This is a genomic window from Polynucleobacter sp. AP-Capit-er-40B-B4 (assembly GCF_018882245.1).
Lineage (GTDB): Bacteria > Pseudomonadota > Gammaproteobacteria > Burkholderiales > Burkholderiaceae > Polynucleobacter.
Genome location: NZ_JACVOV010000002.1, coordinates 492,109 through 517,158, shown reverse-complemented (window position 1 = coordinate 517,158; position 25,050 = coordinate 492,109). Strand labels below are relative to the sequence as shown.

26 protein-coding genes and 1 tRNA gene are annotated in these 25,050 nt (G+C 46.2%); 9 read left to right on the top strand and 18 right to left on the bottom strand.

The genetic code is table 11. The annotated features are described in order from the left end of the window. Positions 1 to 585, top strand: a complete 585-nt coding sequence (locus ICN19_RS07570) for an SCO family protein (protein ID WP_216246702.1) — start codon at positions 1 to 3, stop codon at positions 583 to 585. A gap of 36 nt (positions 586 to 621) precedes the next feature. On the opposite strand, the gene rpoH is transcribed toward ICN19_RS07570, so the two are convergent. Both rpoH and ftsY read right to left on the bottom strand, forming a co-directional pair. Next, positions 622 to 1,545, bottom strand: coding sequence for an RNA polymerase sigma factor RpoH (gene rpoH / locus ICN19_RS07565; protein WP_216246699.1), 924 nt, complete (start codon positions 1,543 to 1,545; stop codon positions 622 to 624). A gap of 92 nt (positions 1,546 to 1,637) precedes the next feature. Continuing rightward, positions 1,638 to 2,528, bottom strand: a complete 891-nt coding sequence (gene ftsY / locus ICN19_RS07560; RefSeq protein WP_216246697.1) for a signal recognition particle-docking protein FtsY — start codon at positions 2,526 to 2,528, stop codon at positions 1,638 to 1,640. 63 nt (positions 2,529 to 2,591) lie between these two features. Between ftsY and ICN19_RS07555 the strand changes: the two genes are divergently transcribed. Genes ICN19_RS07555 through ICN19_RS07535 form a run of 5 tightly spaced genes read left to right on the top strand, consistent with a single transcriptional unit; the run spans position 2,592 to position 6,738 of the window. Beyond that, positions 2,592 to 3,956: a pitrilysin family protein gene (locus ICN19_RS07555; protein ID WP_216246695.1), complete on the top strand. Its 1,365-nt coding sequence runs from the start codon at positions 2,592 to 2,594 to the stop codon at positions 3,954 to 3,956. Continuing rightward, positions 3,953 to 5,293, top strand: coding sequence for a pitrilysin family protein (locus ICN19_RS07550; RefSeq protein ID WP_255536965.1), 1,341 nt, complete (start codon positions 3,953 to 3,955; stop codon positions 5,291 to 5,293). Before ICN19_RS07555 ends, ICN19_RS07550 begins: the two co-directional genes overlap by 4 nt. Beyond that, entirely contained in the window at positions 5,268 to 5,912 is a 645-nt protein-coding gene (gene rsmD / locus ICN19_RS07545) for a 16S rRNA (guanine(966)-N(2))-methyltransferase RsmD (protein WP_255536964.1), read from the top strand. Before ICN19_RS07550 ends, rsmD begins: the two co-directional genes overlap by 26 nt. Positions 5,913 to 5,948: 36 nt before the next feature. Further along, the gene (gene coaD / locus ICN19_RS07540) at positions 5,949 to 6,446 is read left to right on the top strand and encodes a pantetheine-phosphate adenylyltransferase (protein WP_216212804.1); all 498 of its coding nucleotides are present in this window, start codon (positions 5,949 to 5,951) and stop codon (positions 6,444 to 6,446) included. 25 nt (positions 6,447 to 6,471) lie between these two features. Continuing rightward, positions 6,472 to 6,738 (top strand): YfhL family 4Fe-4S dicluster ferredoxin, encoded by a 267-nt coding sequence (locus tag ICN19_RS07535; protein ID WP_216212800.1) that lies wholly within the window; start codon positions 6,472 to 6,474, stop codon positions 6,736 to 6,738. A gap of 17 nt (positions 6,739 to 6,755) precedes the next feature. On the opposite strand, the gene pth is transcribed toward ICN19_RS07535, so the two are convergent. The 6 genes from pth to ICN19_RS07505 all read right to left on the bottom strand — a co-directional run bounded on the left by pth (position 6,756) and on the right by ICN19_RS07505 (position 11,715). Continuing rightward, on the bottom strand, positions 6,756 to 7,346 hold the full coding sequence (gene pth / locus ICN19_RS07530; protein ID WP_216246692.1) for an aminoacyl-tRNA hydrolase: 591 nt from the start codon (positions 7,344 to 7,346) through the stop codon (positions 6,756 to 6,758). Positions 7,347 to 7,457: 111 nt separating this feature from the next. Beyond that, complete coding sequence (locus ICN19_RS07525) at positions 7,458 to 8,102, bottom strand: 50S ribosomal protein L25/general stress protein Ctc (protein ID WP_215400430.1); 645 nt, start codon at positions 8,100 to 8,102, stop codon at positions 7,458 to 7,460. A 136-nt stretch (positions 8,103 to 8,238) separates the two neighbouring features. After that, positions 8,239 to 9,204 (bottom strand): ribose-phosphate pyrophosphokinase, encoded by a 966-nt coding sequence (locus ICN19_RS07520; protein WP_216859958.1) that lies wholly within the window; start codon positions 9,202 to 9,204, stop codon positions 8,239 to 8,241. A 54-nt stretch (positions 9,205 to 9,258) separates the two neighbouring features. Further along, a tRNA-Gln gene (locus ICN19_RS07515) sits at positions 9,259 to 9,335 on the bottom strand. Between the two features lie 5 nt (positions 9,336 to 9,340). Beyond that, on the bottom strand, positions 9,341 to 10,216 hold the full coding sequence (ispE, locus tag ICN19_RS07510; RefSeq protein WP_216246690.1) for a 4-(cytidine 5'-diphospho)-2-C-methyl-D-erythritol kinase: 876 nt from the start codon (positions 10,214 to 10,216) through the stop codon (positions 9,341 to 9,343). Between the two features lie 14 nt (positions 10,217 to 10,230). Further along, positions 10,231 to 11,715: a lipoprotein insertase outer membrane protein LolB gene (locus ICN19_RS07505; protein WP_216246688.1), complete on the bottom strand. Its 1,485-nt coding sequence runs from the start codon at positions 11,713 to 11,715 to the stop codon at positions 10,231 to 10,233. A gap of 35 nt (positions 11,716 to 11,750) precedes the next feature. On the opposite strand from ICN19_RS07505, the gene mutM reads away from it, so the two are divergent. Beyond that, positions 11,751 to 12,587: a bifunctional DNA-formamidopyrimidine glycosylase/DNA-(apurinic or apyrimidinic site) lyase gene (mutM, locus tag ICN19_RS07500; protein ID WP_216246686.1), complete on the top strand. Its 837-nt coding sequence runs from the start codon at positions 11,751 to 11,753 to the stop codon at positions 12,585 to 12,587. Then, on the top strand, positions 12,572 to 13,717 hold the full coding sequence (mutY, locus tag ICN19_RS07495; protein ID WP_216246684.1) for an A/G-specific adenine glycosylase: 1,146 nt from the start codon (positions 12,572 to 12,574) through the stop codon (positions 13,715 to 13,717). Before mutM ends, mutY begins: the two co-directional genes overlap by 16 nt. On the opposite strand, the gene rapZ is transcribed toward mutY, so the two are convergent. From rapZ to ICN19_RS07450, 9 genes are all read right to left on the bottom strand, one after another. Next, positions 13,662 to 14,552, bottom strand: coding sequence for an RNase adapter RapZ (rapZ, locus tag ICN19_RS07490; protein WP_216246682.1), 891 nt, complete (start codon positions 14,550 to 14,552; stop codon positions 13,662 to 13,664). The genes mutY and rapZ overlap by 56 nt on opposite strands. Positions 14,553 to 14,555: 3 nt before the next feature. Next, positions 14,556 to 15,530, bottom strand: coding sequence for an HPr(Ser) kinase/phosphatase (gene hprK, locus ICN19_RS07485; RefSeq protein ID WP_216246925.1), 975 nt, complete (start codon positions 15,528 to 15,530; stop codon positions 14,556 to 14,558). Positions 15,531 to 15,538: 8 nt separating this feature from the next. Then, positions 15,539 to 16,000 carry a PTS sugar transporter subunit IIA gene (locus ICN19_RS07480; protein ID WP_216246680.1) on the bottom strand — a complete coding sequence of 154 codons (462 nt, stop codon included), beginning with the start codon at positions 15,998 to 16,000 and terminating at the stop codon, positions 15,539 to 15,541. 33 nt (positions 16,001 to 16,033) lie between these two features. Beyond that, positions 16,034 to 16,357 carry a ribosome hibernation-promoting factor, HPF/YfiA family gene (gene hpf, locus ICN19_RS07475; protein WP_068319625.1) on the bottom strand — a complete coding sequence of 108 codons (324 nt, stop codon included), beginning with the start codon at positions 16,355 to 16,357 and terminating at the stop codon, positions 16,034 to 16,036. A 194-nt stretch (positions 16,358 to 16,551) separates the two neighbouring features. Beyond that, positions 16,552 to 17,319: an LPS export ABC transporter ATP-binding protein gene (gene lptB, locus ICN19_RS07470; RefSeq protein ID WP_216246679.1), complete on the bottom strand. Its 768-nt coding sequence runs from the start codon at positions 17,317 to 17,319 to the stop codon at positions 16,552 to 16,554. Then, on the bottom strand, positions 17,316 to 17,885 hold the full coding sequence (gene lptA, locus ICN19_RS07465) for a lipopolysaccharide transport periplasmic protein LptA (RefSeq protein WP_216246678.1): 570 nt from the start codon (positions 17,883 to 17,885) through the stop codon (positions 17,316 to 17,318). The genes lptB and lptA overlap by 4 nt, the downstream gene beginning before the upstream one ends. After that, on the bottom strand, positions 17,885 to 18,526 hold the full coding sequence (lptC, locus tag ICN19_RS07460) for an LPS export ABC transporter periplasmic protein LptC (RefSeq protein WP_216246671.1): 642 nt from the start codon (positions 18,524 to 18,526) through the stop codon (positions 17,885 to 17,887). The genes lptA and lptC overlap by 1 nt, the downstream gene beginning before the upstream one ends. Positions 18,527 to 18,529: 3 nt before the next feature. After that, entirely contained in the window at positions 18,530 to 19,102 is a 573-nt protein-coding gene (locus ICN19_RS07455; RefSeq protein ID WP_216246668.1) for an HAD family hydrolase, read from the bottom strand. Positions 19,103 to 19,129: 27 nt separating this feature from the next. Continuing rightward, positions 19,130 to 20,122, bottom strand: coding sequence for an SIS domain-containing protein (locus ICN19_RS07450; protein ID WP_216246665.1), 993 nt, complete (start codon positions 20,120 to 20,122; stop codon positions 19,130 to 19,132). An 11-nt stretch (positions 20,123 to 20,133) separates the two neighbouring features. Between ICN19_RS07450 and ICN19_RS07445 the strand changes: the two genes are divergently transcribed. Next, positions 20,134 to 22,116: a monovalent cation:proton antiporter family protein gene (locus ICN19_RS07445; RefSeq protein ID WP_216246664.1), complete on the top strand. Its 1,983-nt coding sequence runs from the start codon at positions 20,134 to 20,136 to the stop codon at positions 22,114 to 22,116. A gap of 14 nt (positions 22,117 to 22,130) precedes the next feature. Here the strand turns inward: ICN19_RS07445 and uvrA are convergent, their stop codons facing one another. Beyond that, positions 22,131 to 25,028 carry an excinuclease ABC subunit UvrA gene (gene uvrA, locus ICN19_RS07440; RefSeq protein WP_216246663.1) on the bottom strand — a complete coding sequence of 966 codons (2,898 nt, stop codon included), beginning with the start codon at positions 25,026 to 25,028 and terminating at the stop codon, positions 22,131 to 22,133. Positions 25,029 to 25,050: the final 22 nt, after the last annotated feature.

Here is a 25,050-nt window from a genome sequence, read left to right as displayed (position 1 = left end):
ATGAATTTTCTAAGAGTTTGCTTTCTGGCAATTCTGTGTTTTGTGTTAATTGCTTGTAGCCCAAAGCCAGAGTTCAAAAACATTGATATCACCGGCAGCACCGCATTTGGTAAAGACTTTAGTTTGCTGGATCCAGATGGCAAGGTAAGAACCTTGGCCGACTTCAAGGGCAAGGTCGTAGTGATGTTTTTTGGCTATACGCAATGTCCTGATGTTTGCCCAACAACCTTGACCGAAATGCAGCAAGTCATGACTCTGCTGGGACCCCAGTCAGATAAGGTTCAAGTGCTTTTTGTGACGGTGGATCCAGAGCGAGATACAGCAGAGATTTTGAAGCAGTACGTTCCTGCATTTGATCCACGTTTCTTAGGCTTGCGTCCAGCGGATGAAGCTGCATTAGATAAGGTCACCAAGGACTTCAAGATTTATTACAAGAAGGTGCCGGGTACAAAGCCAGGCTCGTACACCATGGATCACACAGCAGGTAGTTATGCGTTTGATCCAGATGGTCGCTTACGTTTATATATCAAACACGCACAAGGTCCTGAGACCTTGGCGCATGATTTGAAAGAACTTCTGAAGTAAGAAACTAAAAAGGGTTCTTAATCGAACCCTTTTTATTTAGGCTGCCTGGAGTAATCCACGCATCTTTTTGAGCGCTGCAGTTTCGATTTGGCGAACACGCTCTGCGGAGATGCCGTATTCATCCGCAAGATCATGCAATGTCTTGGTGCCATTGCCTTCGGTATCCATCGCTAACCAACGAGATTGCACAATATTGCGACTGCGCTCATCTAAAGCCATCAGTGCTTGATCTAATTTAGGACCCTGCAAGGCATCCGCTTCAGCGCTGGCAATACGAGCGGTAGGCTCTTGCGAGTTGTCTGCTAGCCATTGAATTGGGGCGTAGGCAGCATCATCATCGCCATCATCACTCTCAAGCGCAATATCTCCACCAGCAAGACGCATTTCCATTTCTTTAACGTCAGAACCTTTGACGTCAAGTGCTTTAGCTAGCGCCTCCACTTCACTTGGAGTGAGTGCACTTAAGGTGGGTTTATTGCTACGCAAGTTAAAAAACAATTTGCGTTGTGCTTTAGTGGTTGCTGTTTTAACTAAGCGCCAATTCTTGAGAATGTACTCGTGAATTTCTGCTTTGATCCAATGAATCGCATAAGAGACCAGGCGTGCACCATTACTTGGATCGTAACGTTTCACAGCTTTCATCAAGCCAATATTGCCTTCTTGAATTAGGTCTGCGTGTGGAATGCCATAGCCAAGATATTGGCGAGCAACAGAAACCACTAAACGCAAATGTGACAGCACTAAAGTTTTAGCAGCATCAACATTTTCTGTGCGACGAAATTCCTGCGCAAGATGTAACTCTTCCGCAGCACTGAGCATCGGTACGCGATTAACGTACGCAATGTATGAATCGAGAGTGCCAACCCCAAGAGTTGGCAGCATTGGAAATGCAGACGCCGCCGCAGTCTGCGCGACTGGCAGCGTTTGCAAATTCGGTTTGTCAGATTTCTTTTGAACCATTTTTTTTATAAATATGAGGTGTTAATAGAGTTCTATTTTAGCACTCTTGTCAAGAGAGTGCTAATCGTTTTATATCACTATAAGTTACTGATTTAATTGAATAATTCGGAAGAATATTGCCCTGCCGTAAAGGGGGCTAAATCATCAATTCCCTCACCTTTGCCTAGGGCTAGGACAGCGGGTTTTGGAACTTCTTGCAGGGTGTGGGCAAGAGCACAGATCACGCCGCCTTTGGCGGTGCCATCGAGCTTGGTCACAATGATTCCGGTCAGTCCCAGGGCCGCATGAAATGCCTTTACCTGACTTAAACCATTCTGCCCAGTATTGCCGTCTAAAACGAGCAGTGTGTGGTGTGGTGCTCCAGGGAGAGCTTTGCCAATGACGCGTTTCACTTTCTTGAGTTCTTCCATCAGATTGTCCTGGGTTGCCAGACGACCTGCGGTATCAATAATGAGGATGTCATTCTTGCGAGAGATGGCAGCATGAATCGCATCATGCGCAACAGCAGCAGCATCACCACCTTCTTGGGTAATAACATCCACTTGATTGCGCCCACCCCACTCTTGAAGCTGGTTGCGTGCAGCAGCCCTGAAGGTATCGCCAGCAGCGAGCAGAACTGATTTACCTTGGGACTGAAAGAGTCGGCAGAGTTTGCCAATGGTTGTAGTCTTGCCGGCACCATTTACCCCTACAACTAACCATACCTCTGGAGTGTTAGGCTTGTCACTAGTAAAGAGTGGATTTGGTGAAGGCTCAATAGCGGTGAGTAGTGAACTCACTTCTTGAATGAGGAGCGCTTGTAACTCTTCGGGGCTGGAGGCCTTCTCCGATTTTGCCGCTTTACGAAGTTTGCTAATGAGTTGTTCGGTCGTAGGAAGGCCCACATCACTTTGTATGAGTGATTCTTCCAAAGTATCAAACCAAGATTCATCAATCTTGCTTGATTTGAAAAGGGATCCGAGGGTTTTACGTAAGCCGAACATAATCGATACAATTTAAAACATGCATCTTATCAATTTAATTCTTGGGGTATGGTGATTTAGCAGATGCTTTCCAATTTACTTCGAATTTCCTTTGCATTCATCTTATTTACTCAAATTGGTTGGGCTGCTGGTGCTCAACCTACTGATACGTATGAATATCAGCTAAATAATGGCCTGAAATTGATCGTCAGAGAAGACCATCGCGCGCCAACGGTTGCTCATATGGTCTGGTATCGCGCTGGCTCGATGGATGAGGTCAATGGCAAGACCGGCGTTGCTCACGTTCTAGAGCACATGATGTTTAAAGGCACCCATAAGGTGAAGTCTGGAGAGTTTTCACGTTTAGTAGCGGCTGTAGGTGGGCGCGAAAATGCCTTTACTTCCCGTGACTACACCGCATATTTTCAGCAAGTTGAAAAATCAAAGCTAGAAAACGTGATCAAGCTTGAGGCTGATCGTATGTCTAATTTGAATTTTGATGACGCAGAGTTTTTAAAAGAAATTCAAGTTGTCATGGAAGAGCGCCGCTTGCGCACTGAGGATAACCCAAGCAGTTTGCTCAATGAATCGCTGATGGCAACTGCTTACATGAGCTCTCCATATCGTCATCCTGTGATTGGTTGGATGAATGATTTACAAAATATGAAGCCAGTAGATGCACGAGATTGGTATCGCAGCTGGTACGCGCCAAACAATGCAACCGTGGTAGTGGCTGGTGATGTGGATGCAAAACAAGTTCTGGCCATGGTGGAGAAATATTACGGAGCTGCTGCTGCTCATGAATTGCCAGTTCGTAAACCTCAAATTGAGCCGCCTCAAAAAGGGGTTAAGCAGGTTCAGGTAAAAGCGCCGGCGGATAACGCTCAACTAGCTATGGCCTGGAAGGTGCCTCGCCTTGAGCCTGGGAAGCTTGATGATGTTGAGCCATATGCATTAGAGCTGCTGACAGCTGTTCTGGATGGTTATGACAATGCCCGTCTAAATCGTACTCTCGTTAAGCAAGAAAAAGTGGTGAATGATGTTGGTGTGGGTTACGACATGATCTCTCGCGGACCAGAGTTATTTTTAATTGGCGCAACGATGGCCAAAGGTAAGATGGTTGAGCAGGCTCAGGCAAGTATTCGGAAGGCGCTTGAAGAGGTAAAGCAAAAAGGAATATTAGAGTCTGAGCTCAAAAGAATTAAGGTGCGTATTTTGTCAGACCAAATTTATAAGCGTGATTCCATTTTTGGTCAGGCAATGGAAATCGGCTCTACCGAGATGGCGGGATTTTCTTGGAAAGACATTAACTATATGTTGGAGAAAATGCAGACCATTACTCCAGAACAAGTCCAAGCAGTTGCAAAAAAATATTTGGTTGATGAGGGTTTGACGATTGCTGTTTTGGATCCACAGACTCGTAAAACTGCTGATAAGGAGGGTAAATGATGAATACCTTCTTCAGAATAATTTCAGCTTGTCTAATGAGTTTTGGTTTGCTGAGCAATGCTTACGCAATACTGCCGATTGAGAAATTGGATTCCTTTAAGGGCGCCCAAGCTTATTTAGTCCAGACCAAAGCGTTGCCTATGGTCGATATTGAGGTCAGTATTGATGCAGGTGACCGCTATGACCCTTCTGGTAAAAGCGGCGTGGCTGACATGGTTGCAGGCCTTATGAATTATGGCGCTAGGGGCGATAAGGGTCCATTAACAGAAGCTCAAATTGCCGATGAAATTGCCGATTTAGGTGCCAATATTGGTTTATCGGTAGGGGGTGAAAGGGCAATCCTGCGTATTCGCAGCCTCAGTAGAAAAGACTTGCGCGACAGGGCGGTGCAATTAGCTGCAGCCATGTTGAGTGCACCAACCTATGATCCAAAAATAGTTGAGCGTGAGAAGCAAAGAACAATCACGAGTTTGCGCGAAGCTGAAACAAAGCCAGAATTTGTTTTAGAGCGACGTTTTAAAAAGTCAGTTTATGGAAACTATCCTTTAGCAGACTCACCATCGGTACAGTCAGTTAGTGCTGTAAGCGTAAATGATCTCAAACAATTTCATAAACAGTTTTACCGTGGCGATCGTATGATCGTGAGTATTGTTGGCGATGTAGACCGTGCACAGGCAAATGAAATCGTTCAGGCCTTGTTAAAGCAGATTCCTCAGTCAGGTCAACCGATTGCGAAGTTGCCTGATCTCCAGCGTTCCCCAATTGAAGCATTGGCCCAACGGGAGATTCAAATTCCGTTTGATTCCCAGCAGGCTCATATTGCCATGGGAATGACGGCTGTGGCGCGCAACAATCCAGATTACTTCCCATTGCTTGTTGGTAACTACATCTTGGGTGGTGGCGGTTTTGTATCTCGCCTAATGTCTGAAGTGCGCGAGAAACGTGGCTTGGCTTATAGCGTATTTAGTTACTTTGCCCCTGGAAAAGAAAATGGTATTTTTCAAGCTGGCCTACAAACCAAGAATGATCAAGCCACGCTAGCCTTAGATGTGATGAGCACAACGATCGCTCAATTTATTGCGGATGGCCCTACACCATCGGAACTCGAGGCCGCTAAATCAAACCTAATCAATGGTTACCCGCTGCGCATTGATAACAATCGCAAATTATTAGATAACGTTTCTTCTATTGCCTGGAATGATTTGCCTCTCGACACTATGGATGTTTGGACCAAGCAAGTTGACGCAGTGACATTGGAGCAAGTCAAAGCTGCATTCCAAAAGTATCTAGCAATGGATCGCATGAAGATAGTTGTATTGGGAGCAAAAAATAAATAAGACCAATAATGCGAATAAGCCTCTGAAGACTGAACCACCCAAGAAGGTTCGAATCATTGGGGGCAACTGGAGAAGTCGTTTGCTAACGGTTTTAGATTTGCCGGGCCTGCGTCCCACAACGGACCGAATCCGAGAGACCCTATTTAATTGGTTGGGTCAGGATTTATCGGGCTTACGTTGCTTAGATCTTTTTGCCGGTACTGGCGCTTTGGGTTTTGAGGCTGCCTCCAGAGGAGCCCAATTAGTGATCTTGCTGGAGAAGGATAAGAAGGCCCATGCAAATTTAAACAGTAACTTTGCTTTATTGCAGTCATCTCCCGCGACCGGGGTTGTAGAAATTCTGCAACGAGATAGCTTGGAGTTTTTAAAGCAACAAGCGGATTGTTCCAGCAATCTCATTTTTATTGATCCACCATTTCAAGATTCGAGCTTATTGGATCGCGCAGTCATTGAAGCTGGAAGGGTCTGTGATGACGCTTCTGGAGGTGGCATTTATGTCGAATTTCCGTCTAGTCGTCCACGTGAGGAGATAGAAGCCCTCCTACCAGACTGGCATTGTGGAAAATACTTAGAGGCTGGACAGGTAAAAGCTTGTCTATTTAGAGGTGGAAGAGGCTAAACTCTTGCCTGTAGCTGATAAAGCCTTAGGAATATTATGACTGTTGCCGTATACCCTGGAACATTTGATCCATTTACTCGTGGTCACGAGGACTTGGTGCGTCGCGCATCTAGTATTTTCACAGAGCTCATTGTGGGTGTGGCTGATAGCCGTAGCAAGCGCCCATTCTTTACGTTGCAAGAGCGCATTGATATTGCCAAGGAAGTTCTCGGCCACTACCCCAATGTCAAGGTTGTGGGCTTTACTGGTCTGTTGAAAGATTTTGCGCGTGAGCATAATGCGCGCGTGATTGTGCGTGGTTTGCGCGCAGTATCCGATTTCGAGTACGAGTTCCAAATGGCAGGCATGAACCGCTATTTATTACCTGATGTTGAAACTTTGTTTTTAACTCCATCCGATCAATATCAATTCATCTCCGGTACCTTCGTGCGTGAAATTGCTTCGATGGGTGGTGATGTGAGCAAGTTTGTTTTCCCATCAGTGGAAAAATGGCTTGTTCAAAAAATTGCTTCTGGTGCTCAGAATAAAGAATGATCAAATGAAATTTGGCGAGTAAATCATGGCTTTAATGATTACGGACGAATGCATCAACTGTGATGTGTGTGAGCCTGAATGCCCAAATGACGCGATTTACATGGGTCTGGAGATTTACGAAATAGACCCTAATAAGTGCACTGAATGTGTGGGGCATTACGATGCACCTCAGTGCCGCCAAGTTTGCCCCGTAGACTGTATTCCGTTTAATCCTGAGGTTGTTGAATCTCAAGAGCAGTTGATGGTGAAGTTCAAGCTATTAACTGCCAACAAGAAAGCTAACCCAGCCTAACTGGGCGGCTTATAGGGTCAGCCCTTCGAGTGCAGCTCCATCATGGCGGTTTGGGTATCGCCCTTCAAAAAGAGTGACAAAATTTGTAAGCCGTTTTCAATGCTGGCATCGATAAGTTTTTGCTCGGCTAATTGCGGTCTGCGCAATACATAATCTGCAACGTCCATAGGGCGGCCATCGCCTGCTACATCTCTAGGGTGACCAATGCCCAGACGTAAGCGCCAATAATTTGGGGTACTTAAATGCGCCTGAATATCTTTTAAGCCGTTATGACCGCCTGTACCGCCGCCTAGTTTTAAGCGTGCAGTTCCAGGTTTGAGATCCAGCTCGTCTTGAACCACCAAAATATCTACAGGCGTCATTTTATGAAAACGACATAGTGCGCCAACAGACTGACCACTCAGATTCATGTAAGTGCTCGGCTTTAGTAGAAAGAGGTCTTCGCCTTCCCATTTTGCTTTTGCCACTTTTCCATGAAAGCGTTTCTCTGATTCAAAACGAACGCCCAATTGTTTTGCTAAGGCATCGACAAACCAGAAGCCAGCGTTATGCCGATCTTCTTCATGCTCATCTCCAGGGTTGCCTAAGCCAACAATTAATTTAGTCATGTTGAGAGTTTAAAGATATAAAAGTATTTCGCCAAAAAAGAATGAAAACTTAGGGCAATAAAAAAGGCCCGCTTGCGCAGGCCTTCTATTACAAGTGATTTAGCTAGTGAATTAAGCTTTATCCTTTGGTGCTTCAGCAGCAGGAGCTGCAGCAGCTGGTGCAGCAGGCGCATCGGTAGGCTCAGCAGCTTTAACTGCTGGGATACGTGCGTTAGCAAGCACTGGGTTCTCTTGCTCAACATGCAATACCAAGGTAACGCCTTTTGGCAATGCGATGTCTTTAGCATGAATACCGTGACCAACTTCAATCTTCGCCAAGTCCACTTCGATGAACTCTGGCAAGTCTGCTGGTAAGCAAGAAACTTCGAGCTCAGTCATGATGTGGCTGATAACAGCACCTTGCAATTTCACAGCAGCTGAAGTGTCAGCATTTGTGAAGTGCAATGGAACGCGCATATGAACTTTCTCAGTCGCGGATACGCGCTGGAAGTCAATGTGCAATACCAATGGCTTAAATGGATGCATTTGGTAATCGCGCAACAACACTTTCTGTGTCTTGCCACCAATTTCCAAATCCAAAATGGATGAGTGAAATGCTTCTTTACGGAGAGCATGGAACAACGCGTTGTGGTCTAACTCAATGACCAAGGCTGGATCTTTACTACCGTAAACGATTCCTGGAGTTTTTCCGGAATTGCGCAGACGGCGGCTCGCACCCGTTCCCTGTACGCTTCTTTCAAAGGCTACAACTTTCATATTAAAATCCCTAGTTAAGGTTAATTTCCGTTCGCGACCAAACAGAAAAGCCTTCGATTATATCGTGGGAAAGGACGTTTTTGCCTACAAAAGGCTTAAAACTGCCAAAAACCGGGGTAAAACGGTGATTTTTGGCTTATTCGGCAAACATCGACATCACTGAATCACCTTTACTGATGCGGGAAAGGGTTTCAGCGAGGATGGGGGCAACACTTAATTGGCGAATTTTTGATACTTTCATGGCCTCAGGAGTGAGGGGAATGGTGTCAGTAACAACCAATTCATCTAGCTCAGAAGCTGCAATACGGGCCACAGCACCGCCTGAGAGCACGGCGTGAGTACAGTAGGCGGTAACGCCCTTGGCACCACGCTCTTTAAGCGCTTCAGCGGCTTTACAGAGGGTTCCACCGGTATCAATGATGTCGTCCATGATGACGCAGTGGCGGCCTTCTACTTCGCCGATTAGGTGCATTACTTCGGATACGTTCGCCTTAGGGCGGCGTTTATCAATAATCGCCAAATCTGTGCCTAATTGCTTAGCCATTGCGCGGGCGCGTACTACGCCGCCAATGTCTGGAGACACAATGATGAGATCTTTCTGGGTCTTTTGGGCCTGTAGGTCAGCCAATAGGACTGGAGATGCGTAGATGTTGTCTACTGGGATATCAAAAAAGCCTTGAATCTGGTCGGCATGCAAGTCCATTGTTAAAACACGCTCAATGCCGGCAACAGACTGGAGCATGTTAGCCACGATACGTGCAGAGATCGCAACACGCGCTGAACGGGGGCGGCGATCCTGACGGGCATAGCCGAAGTAAGGAATCACTGCGGTTATACGGCTTGCAGATGCTCGTTTCAGGGCATCAATCATGATCATGAGCTCCATCAAGCTGTCATTTGTAGGTGCACAGGTTGATTGGATCACTACGACATTTTTGCCGCGAACGTTTTCTTGAATTTCTACTTGGATCTCTCCATCAGAGAAGCGGCCAACAAAGGCTTTTCCCATCGGAAGATTGAGTTCTTTGGCTACAGCCTCAGCCAAAACGGGATTTGCGTTGCCTGTGAAAAGAGTCAATAAATCTGCGTTTATGGAGGACATAGTCTTAAGGGTTTTGTGGGGTCAAAAGGTTTTCTTTGTCGTTTCTACAGTCTTTGGCAGGGGAAGAAGGATTCGAACCTTCGCATGCTGGAATCAAAATCCAGTGCCTTAACCAGCTTGGCGATTCCCCTACAGGTCAATCTGAAGAAATCAAATTGTAAGCGGGATTTTTATTTAGCCCCCGAACAACCCGACCTACCCACCCTTTAGGAAGATTTTGAAGCAGATTTTCTAGTTTTGCGATGTCAGTCTTAGGGTCTAAGACTACAAAAACGCTACTTCCAGATCCGGACATACGGGGCTGAGAGCCCGGTACTGCCTGGGTAATCCAATCCAAAGCTTGCTTCACTTCTGGGCAAATCCGCATCGCTACAGCCTGACAATCATTTGATTGAAACAACAATGGCGATGCAAGAAAGCCATCAATTGTAATCTGAGCGTGATCTCGGGTCAATTCCGGGTCTTGAAAAATACTAGCAGTTGCAATCCCCTTATTTGGAAAGATGACCAGAAAATGAGGTGTTTCAAGGGAAATTTCCTGAATTTTCTCCCCAACACCTTCAACAAAGGCATTTTTGCCAAAAATAAAGAATGGGACATCAGCCCCTAGCTTTAACCCCAAGTTGCAAAGAGTTTCTGTAGAGAGATTGAGATTCCAAAGGGCATTGAGGCCAACCAATGTGCTTGCTGCATCAGAGGATCCGCCACCCATTCCCGCGCCCATCGGAATTTCTTTTTGCAGATCAATTTCAACTCCAGCTGCAAGCTTGCAAAAGTCTTTCAACAAGTTTGCAGCGCGCACTACTAAATCTTGTTCGGGCAGCACTCCGGGAATGGGGTTTACTCGGCGTACTTCATTTTCAGGAATACGTTTTAAGTGCAGTGTGTCACACCAGTCGATGAGTTGAAAGACGGATTGAAGGAGGTGATAGCCATCTTCTCTGCGTCCAACAATGTGCAAAAAAAGATTGAGCTTAGCTGGCGAGCGAAGAGATAAAGAATCAAGACTCACTATGTTTGTCTTACTTAATCATTTGGCCGGTCAAACACAAGACGAATATCAATCGAACCAATATTCGAGCTGCGTGTCATGGTCAGCTTCTCTAGGCGACCGGTGTTGCTCCATGTGTAGACTAAGTCCCAGCCATCCTGACTAATTTTGTTCACTTGTCCCTTAGCATTTCTATCAACACTCGCTTCACTACCGGCACGTACTTCGCCTCTTAACCAGTTGGATAGACCTCTTGCTGGTAGAGGTAGTCCCAAAGTATTTTGAACTAAGGTGTCAGCGTCTATTGCTGTTACTACCTTGCCATCACTCTCTAATGTTGCTTCACCTGGCGTGATGGTAATTTTTGCAATTGATCCACCCATGGGATTGCGTATTTCTAGTACATCTTTTAACGCTTCCTGAGTTAAGGTAAATCCGCCTGAGCCACCTTGGTTTTGCGACTCAGTTAAGCCAATGACTTTGACTGCAAAGCGACCATCCCAAGAGCCCTTAGCTGTCTGATCATCTCTGGTCCAATCGGGCTTAAAGCGCTTGAGTGTTTCCTTGAGAGTTGGATTATTGGCATCCAACTTCTGGCCTTGTCGCCAGATTGCTTCTGCTTCGTTCTGGCGATTCATGACCCACAAAACCTCTCCAATATGGGCAGCGATATCTGCTTCTGGTTTCATGGCAAATGCTTGTTGAAGTTGCTCTAAGGCGAGAGCGTTTTTTCCAAGACGAAAATTCACCCAACCTAAGCTATCCAAAATGAAACTGTCTTTTGGTGATAGTTGATGCGCTTTACTGATTAATGCAAAGGCTTCTGGCAACTGTACATTTCGATCGGCCAGGGAGTAGCCGAGAGCATTTAAAGAGTTCACATCATTTGGGTATTTGCGCAAAATATCGCGCAAGGTTTTTTCCATGACATCGATGCGGCCGACTTTTTCGGCAGACATTGCATAGGTGTATAGCAAGCCAGGATCTTTGGGTGTAATTTTGACGGTGGACGCGATTTCGTAAAACGCACGCAGCGCATCTGATTCATCTTTGGCCTTAGCAAGCAACGCCTGTAATTGCAAAAGAGTATTTTCTTGCTGTGCCGGAGTTTGTTGTCGTAGTAAGGCGATGGCTGGCTTAATTGCATCAGACCAGCGATTGCTCAGAATCAACAGGGTCACTAAGACTTCTTTCGGTTTTGAATCTGAGGCCGGAGATAGCTCATCCCAAGTCTTGGCGGCTTGCATGGCTAATTCTGGCGAGCCACCTGCAATGGCTATTTCCATGGCCCTTTGGGCTAGCCTAGGATCTTTGTATTGGCGCGCCATCTCTAAATAGGTGTTGTAGGCCAAGCCAGCCTCGCCACGTTGGAGGGCAATTTCAGAGGCAAGCACCTCAAAGATTGCTTCACCCGTTTGTAATCCATTTGCCTGTGGTTGCGCGTGGGCGTGTGATATGGCTCCAGTCAAGGCCGCCAGGAATAAACCCTGTATTAGAGGTTTTAGTACAAATTTACTCATAAGCACATTCTAATCCGCGAATCTACAATCCATTTATGCCAGAACTTCCAGAAGTAGAGGTCACACGATTAGGAATTGCGCCCCATCTTGAGGGACGCAAAGTCACCGCCGTCAAAATCATCGATGGGCGCTTGCGTTGGCCTGTCCCGGTCAGTCTGAGCAAATCCTTGCCTGGGCAAAAGGTCAGCACCATAGAGCGTCGCGGCAAGTACCTCCTATTGGAAATGGATACCGGTTACTTACTCATTCACTTAGGGATGACGGGAACCTTGCGGGTACTTCCAAGTTCAGACTCTCTTAAGACCCATGATCGAGTAACACTGGAATTTGGTAAGTTGAGTTTGCGATTGCATGATCCCAGAAAATTTGGCGCTGTTTTGTGGCATCCCAAATCTAAGGGCCCCATTGAAAAATTTGCGCTTTTGCAAAAGCTGGGGGTAGAACCGTTTTCTCCAGAGTTTTCTGGAGAGTTGGGTGCAGAGATTTTGTATCAATCTTCGCGTAAGCGTAGTGTTGCAGTTAAACAATTTCTATTGGCGGGCCAAGCAGTTGTCGGTGTCGGCAATATTTATTGCTCTGAAAGCTTATTTGAGGCGGGTATTCATCCAGCCAAGGCAGCAGGAAAATTAACTCGACCACAATGTTCTCGTCTTGCAACGGCTGTCAGATTAATACTGAAAAAAGCCATTGATGCCGGCGGTAGCTCGCTAAAAGATTTTGTGAATAGTGATGGCGACCCAGGACATTTCATGGTTCAAACCAAAGTCTATGATCGCAAGGGGCTGCCATGCAAGGTATGCAAGACACCCATCAGCCAGATAGTGCAGGGCCAGCGCTCCACTTACTTTTGTCCGCAATGTCAAAAACGCTAATTGATACCTTTGCGCAAAAGTTAATTGCTTGGCATGGGGTCAGCGGGCGCTCTGGCTTGCCTTGGCAAGGCAATCGAGATCCGTACGCGGTCTGGGTATCTGAAATCATGCTGCAACAAACACAAGTTGCTACAGTGCTTGAGCGCTACCCGCGGTTTATGAAGCGCTTTCCAACGGTTAAAAAATTAGCCACTGCGGATATTGATGAAGTCTTAGCAGAGTGGGCGGGCTTGGGCTACTACTCTCGCGCTAGAAATCTGCATACATGTGCAAAGCAAGTAGTGACAGAATTTGCCGGGAAGTTTCCAAGTGATCCTGCTTTGCTAGAGCAATTAAAAGGTATAGGTCGGTCTACTGCGGGTGCTGTTGCTGCCTTTGCATTTCATGAGCGTGCACCCATTTTGGATGCTAATGTTAAGCGCATCTTGGCACGTTTATTTGCGGTTGAGGGCAGCATTCAAGATAAGGCCGTGAATGACCAACTTTGGAATCTAGCAATAGATTTGCTGCCAAAAAAATCTGTTGATATGCCGGTATATACGCAAGCCTTGATGGATTTTGGTGCAACCTGGTGCACATCACGCAAGCCAGTTTGTTTGGGCTCTGAAAAAAAGTGCCCATTTGTAAAAGACTGCCAGGCTAATTTGAGTGATCAAGTACTTCTGCTTCCGCAAAAAACTAAGAAAACGAAATCTCCTGAATTCGACTGCAATATGTTGCTGATCCGTTCAGGTAATACAGTTCTGCTGCATAAGCGCCCCAGCAAAGCGATTTGGGGTGGCCTCTGGTCTTTGCCTGAATCACTCTGGAAGCCTAGGGTGCCGGGTGCTAACGATGCTGATTTAAGCGCGCAGGAATTATTTCAAGCCGCTTTGCCTCAAGAAAAGACTTTGACCCTTGTAAAGACTTGTAGGTCTTTACAAAAGGTAAATGAAATTAAGCACGTCTTTACCCATAGACGTTTATGGATGCATATTTGGCAAGCAAGTTGTCCAAAGGAATTGCCGCTTGTAAATCCAGATCTAAAGTGGGTGGCCTTAAATCAGTTAGGCCGCTACGGCCTACCGCAACCGGTTAAGGTTTTGCTACAGGGATTGAGTCTAGTTCGCGGTGACGATCTAAAAAATTAAGCTGTAAGTTGCTATAGTCTTTTTGGCCGCGAAAGTATTCGCTTAGACGATTGACTAAATAAACCGAGCGATGTTGGCCACCAGTACAGCCAATAGCCACTGTTAGATAGCTGCGGCCATCGGCAATGTAATGTGGCAGCCAGCGGTGAATGAATTGCGTAATATCCGCTTCCATGTTCACTACCTCCGGAATTGTTTCTAAGAACTCTTTAACGGGTTTGTCATTCCCGGTAAGTGGTCTTAGGGCCTTGTCGTAGTGAGGGTTGGGTAGGCAGCGCACATCAAAAACGAGGTCTGCCTCACTTGGGACGCCTTTTTTAAAGCCAAAAGATTCAAACACCACAGTCAAGCCAACGGGCTTGTCTTTGAGGAGATCCTGAATCCAAGAGCGCAGCGCATGAGCAGGAATGTTGCTGGTATCAATACTGTGCGCTTGGGCGCGTAAGGGCTCTAGTAGGTTACGTTCTTTATCAATGGCCTCAATCAGCGTTGCTGATTGGGACTGCTTTGCATTAGTTGATAGGGGGTGGCGACGCCGTGTTTCCGAAAAACGTTGTACCAAAGTATTGGTATCGGCATTTAAGAACACAACCCGGACCTGATGATTTTTGCGTAAGTTCTCAAGGATAGATGGCAGGTCAGCAATGGCTTGTCCGCGACGGGCATCTATGGCAACCGCAACTTGTTCACACCGCTCTTTTTCTAGAGTGGAGATGAGATTTTCTAAAAGAGAAACAGGAAGGTTGTCGACGCAGTCATAGCCTGCATCTTCAAAAGCCCTCAGGGCTACTGATTTACCTGAGCCTGAGATTCCGGTAATCAGATTAATTTGCATAACTTAAAGTAAGCGACCCTGCGACTTAATGGCGTCTGCCTCTGCATTCATCTGAACACGTTGACGCTCAATGAATTCCTTGAGCGTGTCAATGCCGCGCAATTGCAAAATTGTATTTCGGACTGCTGCCTCAACTAGAACGGCTAAGTTGCGACCTGCGGCAACCTGAATTTTCACTGTACGGATTGGAATGCCCAATACATCGATGTGTTGGGCTTCAAGCGGTAGGCGCTCAAATTCACCATCATTTCTGCGGACAAGCTGAACAATTAGGCGAAGTTTTAATTTACGACGAACAGCTGTTTCGCCAAAGATCGTCCGAATATCCAATAAACCCAGTCCACGAACTTCAAGTAAGTTGCGCAAGATGACAGGGCAGCGACCCTCGATGTAATCGGGCCCAAGCCGTGCAAAATCAACTGCATCATCTGCAACCAGACCGTGCCCACGTGAGATCAACTCAAGACCCAATTCACTCTTGCCAAGACCAGATTCACCAGTGAGGAGGACGCCCAGACCCAAGATGTCCATAAAGACACCATGCATCGTGATTTGAGGCGCCCCAATCTTGGTTAAGTAGGTTCGTAAATGATCAATTACTTCCGCAGCAGAGATTGCAGTAGTGAATAAAGGGGTCGAAGAACGCTGGCAGAAAAGTTGTAAATCAGGGTCTGCGCTCTTGCCGTCGGCTACGATGACGCAAGGCGGAGTTTTAGAAATTAAACTCGCAATTTGTTCTTGCTTTTGTTTCGGCTCTAGGGCGGCGTGATAGTCAACTTCTTGCTCACCAAAGATTTGAATACGACTAGGGTGAATCAGGTTTAAGTGGCCTACTAAGTCTGAGCTAGCGGCAGCTGCTTTTACAGCCTCAGGGGGAAAAGTGCGATCAGCACCCTCAAGACCACCAATCCAGGAGAGTTTTAAGTCTGAAACATTGTCATCAAAAATCTGCTGAGCAGTTACTCCATCTAGGAGCAAGGGCTGAGTCATTTTGCTGTACCCCAGCGCTGTAAGAGTTCACAAACTTTTGAAGAATCTGCAGAAGATAATAAGGTCTGACGCGCATCCGCATCTGAAAGTAGTTGAGCAATTGAAGACAAGATTTCTAAATGCTGTTGAGTGGCTTTTTCAGGCACCAATAAGAAAATCAGGATTGAAACCGGTTCGCCGTCGGGGGCCGCAAATTCAATTGGGCCTTGGAGTCGCATAAAGGCAGCGCTTGGCTGTTTTAAGCCTTTAACTCTGCCATGGGGAATAGCTACCCCAGCACCAAGGGCAGTAGAGCCTAAATCTTCACGTGCATTAAGGAATTCGACTACAGAATTTTTGTCGATCCCAGTTTGTTTGGCAAACAGCTCTCCAGCGGCTGCAAATGCATCGGCCCTACTTTTAGCGGGTATATCCAATGCAATGCAGTCGGGAGTAAAAAGATGGGTCAGGGCATTCATGTGAATTGATTATAGGTGTCCTGACGCAAGAGATCACTCAAAATGCTTTTCGTGGTGATGATCTTGGATCTTTTCTTTGTGTTTGACAACTTGACGCTCCAGTTTATCTACCACTGCATCCATCGCATGATAGAGGTCGGCGTTATGTGCTTCAGCGAACAAGTCCTTCCCCTTAAGGTGAATGGTAATCTCGGCGCTTTGGCGAAGATCCTTTTCTTTAGCCTTGTCTACTATTAGGAAGGCAGACGCATCAATCACATGATCAAAGTGCTTACGAATTTTGGCTAGCCCCGCCTCAAGGTGTGAGCGCATTGCGGGTGTAACTTCTACATGACGGCTATTAATTTTTAAATTCATTAGCAACTCCTTGTATAGATACTATTGATGCGTGCGCATGGTGATGCCTGGGGTGCGCAGCAGGCCCCTGAAATTTTTTGAGCTGTTTTTTTTGGAAAAATAAACCATGAGCCTCCAGCGTATCAGCGAATTTGCTGAAAACCAAGAGGGTGGAGCGATTTTTATTGCTAAAAGGGTGAGAAGCCTTGCTGGGCTTACATCCGGAAGTTTTCGCCCAGATAGACTTTTCTGACGGCATCGTTTTGAATAATCTGATCTGGTTTTCCTTCGGCCAACACACTACCTTCGCTGATGATGTAAGCATGGTCACAGATACCCAGGGTTTCTCGGACATTATGGTCGGTGATAAGAACCCCAATTTGACGGTCTCGTAAGAAGCGCACGATCCTCTGAATTTCCCCAACAGCAATAGGGTCAACGCCTGCAAATGGCTCATCTAGCAGAATAAATTTAGGCTGGGAAGCAAGGGCCCTTGCAATCTCAACGCGTCTACGCTCGCCGCCAGACAGCGAGAGAGCTTGATTGTTGCGCAGATGGCTAATCTGGAGTTCACCTAAAAGCTCATCCAAGCGATTAGCAATCTCAGCTTTGCTGAGGGGTTTGCCACCTTGAACTTGAAGCTCAAGTACAGCTTGGATATTTTCAGCTACGTTGAGTTTTCTGAATACAGAGGCCTCTTGCGGCAAATAAGAAAGACCCATTCGGGCTCTCTCATGAATTGGTAAGTGCGTAATATCGGCGCCATCTAAAACAATATTTCCGCCATCAAGGGGAACAAGGCCAACAATCATGTAAAAGGAAGTTGTTTTACCCGCGCCATTGGGGCCTAACAAACCCACTACCTCTCCACATCGCACTTGAACGGATACATCTCGAACCACAGTCCTTGAGCCATAACGTTTTTGTAGGTTATGGGCGCTGAGTGTGGGCGCATTACTGGCTTGAGTTAAATCCGCTGTCATTTCTCTAATGTTGCTTTTCGTCTTGGTGAAAGAATGGCTCTCGCTAATGGTAGGTCTTCTGGCTTTGCATCTTGAGGAGGTATGACTCGATAGTACTGCTTTACATCATCGTACTCAATTTTCCAGCCTTTTAATTGATCGATTATTTGCATATTGAGTAAGCGTTTCAAACTAGCGTCGCCAGTGAGGGTTAAAAACTCTGTTTTCGCATCATAGGTAACTTGGGCGCCACGGCCTTGCATAAATTCATCTGCAGGTCCTTCGCGACGTTGTCTGAAGCTTGCCACTTTATTGGGGTTGCCTATGACGTCGACAAATTCATAGCCTTGAGGGTCAACTGTAATGTGTCCATCTTCGCCAGTAACAATGATGCTACCTTTGATGAGAAGGACTTGACCATTGAGATCATAAATTTGCTTAACGTCGTTAACAGAAACTTTCTCTGCCTCCAGGATCACAGGCTTATCTTGATCTGCTTTTTCTGCATACACTGGATTCACCATAGATAGCCCTAATGCAAAGCAAGCAAAAAGGATACGAGTCTGCCAGCAATGAATGATGAGCATTATGGATTTCTCCGTGGTGCGCGTTCAATGCGTCCCTTGACTTGACCGCTGAGGACCATACTTTGTTCAACATTGTTAAAGACTCCGCCATCGGTAGAGTGCATGTTCGACATACCTTGTTCTAGAGTAACGGGTCGATTGGTCTCAATAATGTCGTCATTAATCAATACTTTGAAATAGCTTGAGCTGGCTAGCATCCTTAAGGTTGCAGCTTGTGTAGCAGTAGCTTCTTGCGCTGGCCGAAAAATAGAGGCGTTATCGTATAAATCCAAAATGGTGAGATCACCATCAAGGTGTCCGGTATCAGACTTAACTGTTACCGGTGCCTTATCAGCTTGAAACAAACGCATACGGGGCGTAAGAATGTCGATAGATGCGTCGTCATCATAGTGAGTCACTTTGACTCCCAGAATTCGGTATTTAGTGCTTCCTAACTCATTTAGTGCAGATAGTGCGCCATCTTTAATGGTGTAGTCGGGCTCATGGAGTCGTACTCGCTCCAGAGGAGATTTTTCCGGAGGAGTATTTTTTTGTACCAACCAAAAAGTGGCTAGGGTAAGGGCGCCCATCAAAATCAACGGCATCAGACGCAACAGCGTGCGACCAATGCCAAGCTTAATTTGTTGGGGATTGAGTTGCATTGCTTAGCTACGGGCCTTTGCTAGCAATTCTTCGTAGCGATTCTGCGCTTTGAGAATAAGATCGCACACTTCGCGAACGGCGCTATTGCCCCCGTTACGGGTAGTAACTAAGTGAGCAAATTCTTTAACAGCCTCATGACCTTGTGCTGGACAAATTCTTAAACCAGCCTGTTTCATCATTTGCATATCTGGCCAGTCGTCACCCATAACAGCACAATCTGCTGATGTGAGTCCTAAAGATTTTATGACCTCTGCCAATACGATAGCTTTATTTTCAACACCCATGTGAACATGTTTGATACCAAGCTCTTCACAGCGTGCTAAAACCATTTTGGAATTTCTGCCGGTAATGATGGCGGTAGGAATGCCACATTGTTCCAATAATTTGATGCCTAATCCATCTTGAATATCAAAAGCTTTTAAAGACTCTTTGCCATCAGCGCCAATCCACACTTGCCCATTGGTGAGTACGCCATCAACATCCAAAACCAGGAGCTTCACTTGACCCGCGCGCTCCCAGGCTTGTGGGTATTGAGTTAGAGGGTTAGTGTTATGGGCATTAAAGGCGCTAGGCATAAAGGAGAGACTCGATTGCTAATGAAATTAAATTACTTTTGCTGCAAATAAATCATGCAGGTTTAAGGCGCCTAATAAATGGCCTTTGTCATCAGTCACCACTAGATGATTGATGCGATGTTTCTCCATCATCTCAATTGCTTCTTCAGCAAGTAGTTCCGCTGGGATAGTGCGAGGATCAGCAGTAGTTGCGCTCTCGAGTTTGATGCTATCTAGATTAGTAGTTTTTTCTAGGAGGCGACGTAAGTCACCATCGGTCAATATGCCAAACACTTTTTTGTTGGCATCTAGAATTACCACCATACCCATGCGTTTTGATGTCATTTCTATCAAGGCATCTTGTAGTGATGCATCGATAGAAATCTTTGGAGTGTCTGCAAAGCTGCGCATTACTTCGCTGACGTGCATGAGTTGTTTGCGACCTAATCTGCCACCAGGATGAGAGCGAATAAAGTCTTCAGCTTTAAATCCTCTAGCGTCAAGTAATGCAACAGCCAATGCATCACCCATTGCTATTGCTGCAGTAGTGCTGGTAGTGGGTGCGAGATTTAATGGACAAGCTTCTTTTTCTACGCTGGTATCCAGATGGGCATCTGCCAATTTGGCAAGAGAAGAATTTGGTGCACCAGTGAGCGCAATCAGTTTGGCGCCAGTACGTTTCACAATAGGCACGATAGTGAGAAGCTCATCTGTTTCACCAGAATTAGAGAGCGCAACAAAAACATCATCTCTAGTGACCATACCTAGGTCACCATGACTGGCTTCGGCAGGGTGCACAAAAAAGGCGGGGGAGCCAGTAGATGCAAAGGTGGCAGCAATTTTGCGAGCAATATGGCCCGATTTGCCGATTCCGGAAACCACGATTCGGCCTTTGCAGCCATGCAAAAGTTCAACCGCCAGCACAAGGGCGTCAGCATTGACACCTTCTAGGCGATCACGCATTGTTTGCAGTGCAGCAGCCTCAATAGTGAGGGTGTCGCGCGCAAGCTTTAGGGTTCGTTCACGAGTCTTAGCTATCATCGAGTAAGTATATGCCGTCAGTCCTTCAATTAACCCTCATTCTCCTGGCCTCGGGTGTGGCCGGAGTGGTTATTTTCCGCTATTTTGGCTTACCCCCTATTTTGGGCTATTTGGCTATCGGTGTGCTGATTGGCCCCCATGCTCTGGGTTTGGCCAATGACTCAGCCACCGTTAAGTATTTGGCTGAATTTGGCGTAGTTTTCTTGATGTTCTCCATTGGTCTGGAATTTAACCTCCACAAGCTGCGGGCAATGCGATCTATCGTATTTGGCCTCGGCGGTAGTCAAGTCATTCTGACAATGCTGTTAGCGATTCCCGCAAGCTTATTAATGAACTGGATTTACCCCATCTCATGGCATGCCGCCATTGCTTTGGGTGGCGCATTGGCAATGTCATCTACAGCAATTGTGACTAAATTGATTTCAGATCGCGCTGAATTAGAGACTGAGCATGGTCGTAACGTTGTGGGGATTTTGTTATTCCAGGATTTAGCTGTTGTCTTCCTGTTGATCTTATTGCCATCTCTCGGAAAAAATCCTTCCGACTTATTTGTTGCGTTAACTACAGCATCGATCAAAATCACGATTGCCTTGGTATTGATTTTCTTTATTGGCCAAAGTTTGATGAGCCATTGGTTTAGGTTAGTTGCCAAGTTGCGCTCACAAGAGTTATTCATGTTGAACCTCTTGTTGATTGTGTTGGGCATGGCGGGGTTAACAGAGCATTTTGGTTTATCGCTAGCGCTCGGAGCATTTTTGGCAGGTATGTTGATTTCTGAAACCCCTTATCGCCATCAGGTGGAAGAAGACGTCAAACCATTTCGCGATGTCTTACTGGGTCTCTTCTTTATTACGATTGGCATGCTGCTCGATTTCAATGTCATTCGTGAGCAGTGGGTACTTGTTCTCGCTTTGTTAATCGGGCCACTTGTCTTTAAGTTTGGTCTTATCGCTTTATTGTCTAGAGTCTTTGGCTCAAGCCCGGGCATCTCCATTAGAACGGGCTTGTGCCTGGCTCAGGCAGGTGAATTCGGGTTTGTTTTGCTTAATCAAATTGATGGATTGGATTTGATTGACCCTACTTTGAGTCAAGCGGTATTAGCAGCTATGTTGATCTCGATGTTCTGCGCACCATTCTTGATTGAATATAGCGATCGCATTGCGATGCGCTTCTCTAGTAACGAATGGCTATTGCAATCTCTTGCATTGACACGTGTTGCCGCCAAGAGCGTGCGCAATGAAAACCATGTCGTCATTTGTGGTTTTGGTCGTTCAGGTCAAAGTTTGGCGCGTATGCTTGATCAAGAAAAAATTCCGTATATTGCTTTGGATTTAGATCCAGATCGCGTTAAAGAAGCTGCGGCTGCTGGTGACAATGTCGTCTATGGCGATGCAAGTCGTGAAAACTATTTAGTTGCTGCCGGCCTCTCAAGAGCAAAAGCGGTAGTGATTACCTATGCTGATACTGCTGCAAGCATGCGTGTTCTCCGTCAGGTTGAACATTTGCGTCCAGGTATGACTGTATTGGTTCGCACCAGAGATGATGCGGATATTGCAAGGTTACAGGCTGCGGGTGCTACCGAGGTTGTTCCTGAGTTAATCGAAGGCAGTTTGATGATTGCCTCACACGTCTTGTTAATTATGGGTGTACCAATGCGCAAGGTAGTGCGACGCATCACCACGGCGCGTGAAGAGCGCTATAGCTTGTTGAGGGGTTATTTCCGAGGATCCGCCGACGATGACTTTGGTTCCAATGAATCATGGCGCTTACATGCCATAACCCTTTTGCCAAATTCACAAGCGATTGGTAAGACATTGGGTGAACTTGACTTAGAAAAAGAGGGCGTCAACGTTCAAGCAGTTCGTCGCAAGGGTCTTAATGCTGATTATGTGAAGTTAGACCCCAGCTCAGATCTAAAGCTAGAAGCTAACGATATTTTGGTGATCTCAGGCAATTCAGAGGCAACGGATTTAGCTGAAGCTAAATTACTCTGAGATCAGATAGCGCCTTACTTTTTCTTTTTGCTCGCTACAGGGGTCGGCGCTTTGCGAATTAGTAATGGCGCTAAGTAGTGGCCTGTAAAACTCACTTCATTTTTAGCCACATCTTCTGGTTTACCAGTAGCAATAATCTGTCCTCCACCAGCGCCGCCCTTAGGCCCTAAATCAATAATCCAATCTGCTGTCTTAATGACATCGAGATTGTGCTCAATGATGACAATCGTGTTGCCCTGTTTCTTGAGTGTCTGAATTACTGTCAGCAACAACTGGATGTCATGGAAATGTAAGCCAGTAGTCGGTTCATCGAGGATATATAAGGTTCTGCCAGTGTCGCGCTTGGAAAGCTCTAGAGAGAGTTTTACGCGTTGCGCTTCGCCGCCAGATAAGGTGGTTGCGCTTTGTCCAAGCTTCACATAACCCAAACCAACATCAAGCAGTGTTTTGAGTTTGCGCTTTACTACAGGAACTGCTTCAAAGAATTCATGGGCTTGCTCGATAGTCATCGACAGCACCTCATGAATATTCTTACCCTTGTAACGAATATCTAAAGTCTCGCGGTTATAGCGTTTACCGTGACAAACATCGCAAGGAACATAGACGTCTGGCAAGAAATGCATTTCTACCTTGAGAACGCCGTCGCCTTCGCAAGAATCGCAGCGACCACCTTTAACGTTAAAGGAGAAACGACCCGCCTCATAGCCACGTTCGCGTGAAGCAGGAACACCTGCAAAGAGTTCTCTGATTGGAGTAAAGAGCCCCGTATAAGTGGCGGGGTTAGAGCGTGGCGTCCTGCCAATCGGCGACTGGTCAACGCTAATGACTTTGTCAAAGTGCTCTAAGCCTTTAATTGCATCGTGTGCTGCTGGTTCTGCGTTGGATCCATATAAATGCTGGGCTACAGCATGATGCAAGGTATCGTTAATTAGGGTCGATTTACCAGAGCCTGATACGCCAGTAACGCAAGTCAATAAGCCAACTGGAATCTTGGCATGCACTGATTGCAAATTATTACCGCGTGCACCAATGATTTCTAAGAAGCGATCATTTACTGGGATGCGTTTTTCTGGAACTGCAATTGCTTCACGACCCGAGAGGTATGCGCCAGTTAAGGAGTTTGTATTTGCTTCTACTTCTGCCGGAGTGCCTTGAGCAACCACCTCACCACCATGAACGCCGGCACCAGGACCAATGTCGATCACCCAGTCAGATGCACGAATCATGTCTTCATCATGTTCAACCACTAAGACACTATTGCCTAAATCACGTAAGTGTTTGAGGGTGCCGATAAGGCGATCGTTGTCGCGTTGATGCAGGCCAATCGATGGTTCATCTAAGACGTACATGACGCCAGTTAAGCCAGAGCCAATCTGGCTTGCTAGGCGGATACGCTGTGCTTCACCACCAGAAAGCGTGTCTGCACTACGCTCGAGAGAAAGGTAATCAAGACCTACGTCATTTAAAAAGCGTAGGCGTGCACCAATCTCTTTAACGATCTTGTCAGCAATTTCTCGTTTAGCACCTTTGAGCTCAAGCGTTTCAAAATATTCTTTTGCCTCTTTTAGAGGTAGGGCGCTGATTTCATAAATAGCGCGCGATTGCTTTTTCTCACCCACTTTGACAAAGCGAGCTTCTTTGCGTAAACGACTGCCGTTGCATTCAGGGCATGTTTGTACGTTTTGATAGCGTGATAATTCTTCACGAACTGTCATTGAATCTGTTTCGCGATAGCGTCTTTCAAAGTTCGCAACAATACCTTCAAATGCATGTTCGCGAATACTATTCTTGCCGCGCTCATTGATGTATTCAAATGGAATGGTGACATCACCAGAGCCCAATAGAATCAGGTCCTGCTGTTTCTTGTTGAGCGTTTCAAATGGTTTTTCTACATCGAAGCCACCATGCTTAGCCAATGTCTGCAGCAACTTAAAATAGAACTGATTGCGGCGATCCCAGCCTTTAATGGCTCCTGATGCCAGAGATAAATCAGGATGGGCAACGATTCGTTTTGGATCAAAGAAAGACTGGTGGCCAAGGCCGTCACACGATGGACAGGCACCCATTGGATTATTAAAAGAGAAGAGGCGAGGCTCTAATTCTTGCAAGGAGTATGAGCAAACTGGGCAAGCAAACTTGCTCGAGAAAATCATCTCTTTGCCAGTATCCATATCCACGATCATGGCTTTGCCGTCAGCAAGGCGTAAAGCAGTTTCAAAGGATTCTGCTAAACGTTGCTGAATATCGGGCCGAACTTTAATGCGATCGACGACCACTTCAATAGAGTGCTTATCGTTTTTCTTCAGTGTTGGTAATTGATCAACTTCAAAAATCTCAGCCTTAGCAGCGTTGGCTGTGCCTCCGCCGGAGCGTACCCGAAAGCGCACAAAGCCTTGTGCCTGCAGGTCTTGAAAGAGGTCAACGAATTCGCCCTTGCGCTCGCTTACTACAGGAGCCAGAATCATCAACTTCGTATCTTCTGGCATCGACAACACAGTATCAACCATTTGAGAAACGCTTTGCGCTTCTAATGGCAGATCATGATCTGGGCAGTGCGGTGTTCCGGCACGTGCAAATAACAAACGCAAGTAATCATGAATTTCAGTAACAGTGCCAACGGTAGAGCGCGGATTGTGGCTGGTTGCCTTTTGCTCAATCGAAATCGCTGGCGATAACCCTTCAATCGTGTCAACGTCTGGTTTTTCCATGAGTTGCAAAAACTGACGGGCATAAGCTGAGAGAGACTCAACATAGCGACGTTGACCTTCTGCATAGAGAGTATCGAAAGCCAATGAGCTTTTGCCTGAGCCGGATAAGCCGGTGAGGACAACTAATTTCTCTCTAGGGATGTCTAGATTGATGTTTTTAAGGTTGTGGGTGCGGGCACCGCGGATCTTGATTTCGTTATTCATGATTTTTTAGCGTAACTTGTTA